The 1,075-nt window shown below is 35.6% G+C and carries 2 protein-coding genes; both read right to left on the bottom strand.

Annotated features, from left to right (window positions below; genetic code table 11):
* Positions 1-133: 133 nt before the first annotated feature.
* Positions 134-559, bottom strand: a complete 426-nt coding sequence (locus tag JQC92_RS22455; protein ID WP_205001742.1) for a DMT family transporter — start codon at positions 557-559, stop codon at positions 134-136.
* A partial coding sequence (locus JQC92_RS22450) for a DMT family transporter (RefSeq protein WP_205001741.1) occupies positions 556-1,075 on the bottom strand: 520 nt, incomplete at its 5' end. The genes JQC92_RS22450 and JQC92_RS22455, both read right to left, overlap by 4 nt.

The following is a 1,075-nucleotide window of genomic DNA, read 5'->3' as shown; positions in this document are numbered from 1 at the left end:
CTGTTGACCATTGGTTATGATGATAAATTGACATGATTTGCTGTTTTGTATAAGGAGTTTCTTGATCAGAACAACGGATTTACAATAAGTTCAATTTATCTCAAATTTGTGTAGAAGAGTCAGCAATTAGCCCCTAATTTCTAGAGTTTGCTACCGATAAGTACATTCCACTGATAATCATTCCAAGGCCTGCAACTTGATATAGAAATAATTTCGAACTGGTATCAATACCGTCAATCAAAATACTTGTGATCATTTGTCCGCTTAAAATAAACAATACCGCTTTAACGGCTCCGACTTTGTGAAATACAAAACTATTAATTGCCACATATAATGCACCAATGATTCCACCAAGATAAATCGAAGCTTCTGCATCCATACTGAAATTTACAGGAAAGTTAAAAAATAAAAGAATAATTAACGATAAAAAAATAAAGCCGACGAAATGATTCACTGTTGATGCAACAAATGCATTTTTATGAACGCTTAACATTCCATTTAGTGTTCTGGCTAAAGCGATTAAAATGCCATTCAACAAGCCAAGTAATACCATAGTCATAGCATTTCCCCTGAAGCTAAGATAATTAAAAGGCTTCCACAAGCAATCAAGAGAACACTGGCAATATCTTTAAGCCCTACCTTCTTTTTTGATAGCCCAAACCACCCAAAAGAATCACTGAGTAAACTAAAAATTATTTGACCAACAATGGCAAGCGCAAGTGTTCCTGAAAGACCTAAATAACTATTAACAGTGTAACCAGCCAGCAATACGGTAAAGGCACCGGGCAATCCCCCAAAATAAGCAATTAGAGGAACATTTTCTTTATTTGTAGTATCAGTTGTTTTTTTCTTCACTAAAAGCAGTAATGCTAGTGCTGTTAATCCACCTAAACCATGGGCAAACCATGATGCTTCGATTGGTGAATACGCTATAGCCAACTTACTATTAAAGTAAATGGGACTGATCAGATCTATATGATCTAAAGTCACAAATACAAGCGAGCTCGCCAGAGCAGGAAGTCCAACTCTGGTGATAAATATCAAAAGCAAATTTGTTTTTAGTGAGCGTTTCCAG

The organism is Parashewanella hymeniacidonis, assembly GCF_016900895.1.
Classification (GTDB): Bacteria; Pseudomonadota; Gammaproteobacteria; order Enterobacterales; family Shewanellaceae; genus Parashewanella; species Parashewanella hymeniacidonis.
Note: the sequence above shows the minus strand (reverse complement) of the source record. Positions and strands in the feature narration are given on the sequence as shown.

Bases quoted from the DNA above. Each gene is read 5' to 3' on its own strand.
- JQC92_RS22455 (WP_205001742.1), bottom strand. From the start codon at position 559: ATGACTATGGTATTACTTGGCTTGTTGAATGGCATTTTAATCGCTTTA.